The sequence below is a fragment of the Gemmatimonadota bacterium genome (genome assembly GCA_016209965.1).
GTDB lineage: Bacteria > Gemmatimonadota > Gemmatimonadetes > Longimicrobiales > RSA9 > JACQVE01.
This window is the reverse complement of record JACQVE010000202.1, coordinates 1-3,933: the sequence shown is the minus strand read 5'-3', so window position 1 is coordinate 3,933 and position 3,933 is coordinate 1. Positions and strand designations below refer to the sequence as shown.

Sequence of the window (3,933 nt, the reverse complement as noted above, 5' to 3'; positions counted from 1 at the left end):
GCGCAGGGAAGCAACGCCTAAAGACGTTGAGGAGGCCATCGCCCGCGCCCTCGGGAGCGGCGGCGAATACTTCGCCAACGTCTGGAGCGACGCGGGCAACCAGGGTCAGGCGATTTTGTGCGCCTTAGCCAAGGGTGAGAGACCTCCAGACTTTCCCGAAGCGCGAAGTGGTTACGGGAGCATGATGTGCTGAACGACGCCGGGGAGTTCGCGGTGCTGATGCTGGAGCGGTGGGTACGCGAGAGCGTAGGCAAATGAGTGAACCACAGCGTGACAGCTCAAATATCACCAGCGGATGAGTTGAGACGCACCCCAACGCCGGCCAAACTGCGGCTTGCGAGCGTGCCCTGTAGTCGTGCGCCAAAACCTATCCATCAGTTCAGGTGCGCTTCGACGCCGGCGCCCAAGCCATGTCGCCCGATGATCCCTGCGATCGCCACGCGATTCCAAGCAGACTCATTTGACCTGACTGCGCTGGCAATGGCAAAGTGCCGGCAAGAACTCCGAACGAGAGGGACGGGATCGTTAGAAGCTTTGTCAGGGGCATGTTTAGCTTTCCAGGCTTGAAGCCAGAGGAAGTTCAAATTCTGAGATAGCAGAGTCCGCCGCGCCCGGCTACTCCTCCGTCGACAGTGCGGCCCGCCCCCGCTTGATGGCAGCGCGCCGCTTCTTGGCGTCCAGCCGCGCCTCTTTTGCCGTTGCCGGCGGGCGGGTGGCGCGGCGGCGCTTCGGCTCCTGCAGTGCCCGCCCGACGAGGAGGACCAGGCGATCCGTGACGGCCGTGCGGTTCTGGGACTGGCTGCGACTACCGCCCTCGACCAGCCGCAGCACGCCCCGGCTGTCAATGCGTCGGGCGAGGCGCCCGAGGATGCGCGTGCGTTGCTCGCGGGACAGGGACGGCGAGCCGGCGACATCCCAAACCAGCTCGATGCGCGTCGCCGAAGTATTCACGTGCTGCCCGCCAGGGCCGCCAGCGCGGCTGGCGCGGTAGCGTAGCTCGGTGCGAGGGATAGTCAGGTCGGCCGTGACCTGGAGATTCGCATCGTCGCTCATGGTCACAAGATCGCCAGGCCGTCGCTCATGCGGAAGATGTCTGGAGGACACAGGCGCCCGCCGTGCCGCCCATACGCCGGCGGCAGCGCCCCAGAGCGGCTCCCATTCCGGGGGCTGCCCGTCGCACCGCTGGCGGCGGCAGCCGGAGCGGTTGTAACCTTCAGACCCCGATTCTTGGGGGACTCATGGTGTGCAACCGGACCCTCAGCCGAAACCTGCTCGCCGCGCTGGCGGCCTTCGCGCTGTGCTCGGCACCCCTCGCCGCTCAGTCGGCGTGGCTCGCCCCCGGTCCCCGCCCGGCGGCTTCGGCCGAGCTTTTCCGGGCGGGGTTCGTCGAGGACGACGATTTCAGTGCGGCCACCGCGGCGTTCCTGGCGGGGCGGCTGCCGCTGGGGCGGGCGCGACTGACGTTCGAGGTGCCCTTGGCCTACGCGGCGACTCCCACAGGCGGCAGCACGGCGGTGGGTAACCCCTATGTCGGCCTCGAGACGCCGGTGGCAGAGGGGCGAGGCGTCCTCGAGCTGGGCCTGCGCCTCCCGCTGGGCGGCGAGTCGGGAGCGGGAACGCTGGCCACCGGTGTCGGCCGGTTCTCCGACATGGACCGGCTGGAGGCCTTCGAGGCGGACGTGCTTTCCCTGGCCCTGCTCGGCAGCCTGGAAAGGGGGGAGGGCGCGGTTCGGCTCCTGCTGCGCGGCGGCCCCGTGTTCTGGGTGCGGACGAAGCGGCAGCGCCGGTTGCAGGACCGGGGCGAGATGATAGCCGCCTACAGCGCCCGCGCGCTGATCGAGCGTGGAGCCGCCAGCTTCAGTGCCGGCTTCAGCGGCCGGTGGGCGGTCACGGCCGATAGTGGCGACTTCGGCCAGAACAGCTTCCATCAGTTTGGTGTGACCGCCGATTACCAGGCGGGACCAATCCGGCCCGGCCTCCTGCTGCGCCTGCCCATTGATGACGATCTTCGTGACGTGCTGGACTACGTTTTCGGGCTGCGACTTGCGGTGCGAGTTCCGTGATTCCTTGAGATGATGCAGCACTCGCGGCGCTTGAAGGCGGCGATCCTCCTCGTGCTCCTGGGCCCGGCCGCCGCTCCGGCCCAGCACCACGACATGGGCCGGCTCTGGGATTCCCTGACGGCGAGGGCCGACCCGCAGGCGCTCGAGGCACTCGCCCATAGCCCGGACACGGCTGCCGCCCACCCGGCGGCTGCTTCCCTGGTGAAGCAAGGGCTGGTCGCGCTCCGTCGCTTCCAGCTCACCGGCTCACAGCGCGACGCGGCAGCGGCCCGGGCCGCGTTCGAAGAGGCGACCCGACGCCATCCGGGCTTCGCCTGGGCCTTCTTCGGGCTGGGGCTGACTTTTGTTCAGGCGCCGCTCCTCCGCTCGCCCGGCATGAGCGCCGTGGGCGGCGGGATCGGCCTGGACGCGGGCACCCTGGCACGCAACGCCTTCAGCCGCGCCCTGGAACTCGACCCGTCCTTCGTCCAGCCGGCGCGCGCCCTGGCCGAGCTGGCGCTGGAAACCCGCGAGCCGGAAGAGCTCCGGGGCGGCCGGGATGCGCTCGAGGGCGTTCTGGCCACGGGCCGCGGCCATACGGAGCTGTGGCTCATGCGCGCCGAGCTCGAGATAGCGCTCGGCCGCGCCGGCGCGGCGCTGGCCGCTGCGGACTCGGCGCTCCGCGCCGGGGGCGACGTCGCTCTGGCGCTGCGTGCTCGCGCGGCAGCCCTGTTCGCCGAGGCCGGCGCAGACTCCGCTGGCGCGGCGACCTACTTGGCCGGACTAGAGCACCTCACGCCCTCGGCCGCCGAGCGTTACTTCGACGACGTCGCCCTGATCGCGACGCCGGCGGAAACGCGGGCCTGGGGCGCCGCGGATCTCGCCGGGCGCGGGGCCTGGCTCCGCCGCTTCTGGGAGGAGCGCGCGGCCCGCGACGGGATCACGGTCGCGCAAAGGGTGGCCACGCACTACCACCGGCTGGCGAAGGCGCTGAGCGATTTCCACTGGCGCTGGCTCGAGGATGCGACGCCCCCCGGCGCGCTGCTTCGCGAGACACTGGCGCGGCGGCCGCTGGACGTGGATGATCGTGGCGTCGTGCTGGTTCGCCACGGCGAGCCGGACAAGGTTGTGCGCACGCACCTGCCCTACGTTCAGCCCAACGAGACCTGGGTCTACTTCCGGCCCGGCGCCGACCTGCTTTTTACCTTCGCGCAGCTCCGGCAGGCCTCCGGCTGGCGACTGGTGGACGACATCCTGGCCCTGGTGGAATGGGATGCCCACGTCCACGAACGGGCAGCCAAGTCCTTCCTTACGCTCCGCTTCCTCTCCGACAGTGCGCTCGGCCAGCTCCAGCAGCTCGGCTTCTTCGAGTACGCGCAGGAGCTGCTCCAGGAGCTGGCGCCCTATGAGCCCGGCTACGGACAAATCCTCGGGCGGCTGCATATGGTCGACATTGGCAACCCCCGCTTCGCACTTTCGGACGCGACAATGCCGTACCTGGAGGTGGGCGCCAGATTGCGCGAGCGCGCCCTGGCCGCCCTGGCCACCGACGCGGACTGGCCGCGCTTCGAGCGTGAGCTGCCCTTCCACTACGACCTTTTCACTTTCCGCGGGGCGGACGGCCGAACCGACCTGCTTGCCGCGCTCGCCGTCCCGGGGGAGCGACTCGAGGCTGCTGGCGAGGAGGGGAGGGCGAAGAAGGCACTCTACGTCCTCCGCACGCGTCTCATCGTGCTGGACACGCCCCGGGGCCTGGTCGCCCGCCGGGACACGGTGCAGGTCTTCCAGGCTGCCGCCCCCCTCCAGCCTGGGGAGTACCTGCGTGCGCACCTGACGCTCGAGGTCTCACCTGCGGAGTCCGCGCTGCACCGTGTGGTGGTCGAAGGGTCGG

The 3,933-nt window shown here is 70.0% G+C and carries 3 protein-coding genes; 2 read left to right on the top strand and 1 reads right to left on the bottom strand.

All coding sequences use genetic code 11. The features are described 5' to 3' along the window. Positions 1 to 615 precede the first annotated feature (615 nt). Positions 616 to 1,053 (bottom strand): aminoacyl-tRNA hydrolase, encoded by a 438-nt coding sequence (gene arfB / locus HY703_08060; protein ID MBI4545132.1) that lies wholly within the window; start codon positions 1,051 to 1,053, stop codon positions 616 to 618. Between the two features lie 185 nt (positions 1,054 to 1,238). Between arfB and HY703_08055 the strand changes: the two genes are divergently transcribed. Together HY703_08055 and HY703_08050 are read left to right on the top strand one after the other, a co-directional pair. Beyond that, positions 1,239 to 2,063: a hypothetical protein gene (locus HY703_08055; GenBank protein MBI4545131.1), complete on the top strand. Its 825-nt coding sequence runs from the start codon at positions 1,239 to 1,241 to the stop codon at positions 2,061 to 2,063. Between the two features lie 9 nt (positions 2,064 to 2,072). After that, positions 2,073 to 3,933 (top strand): hypothetical protein (locus HY703_08050; GenBank protein MBI4545130.1); only part of this gene is annotated, 1,861 nt, incomplete at its 3' end.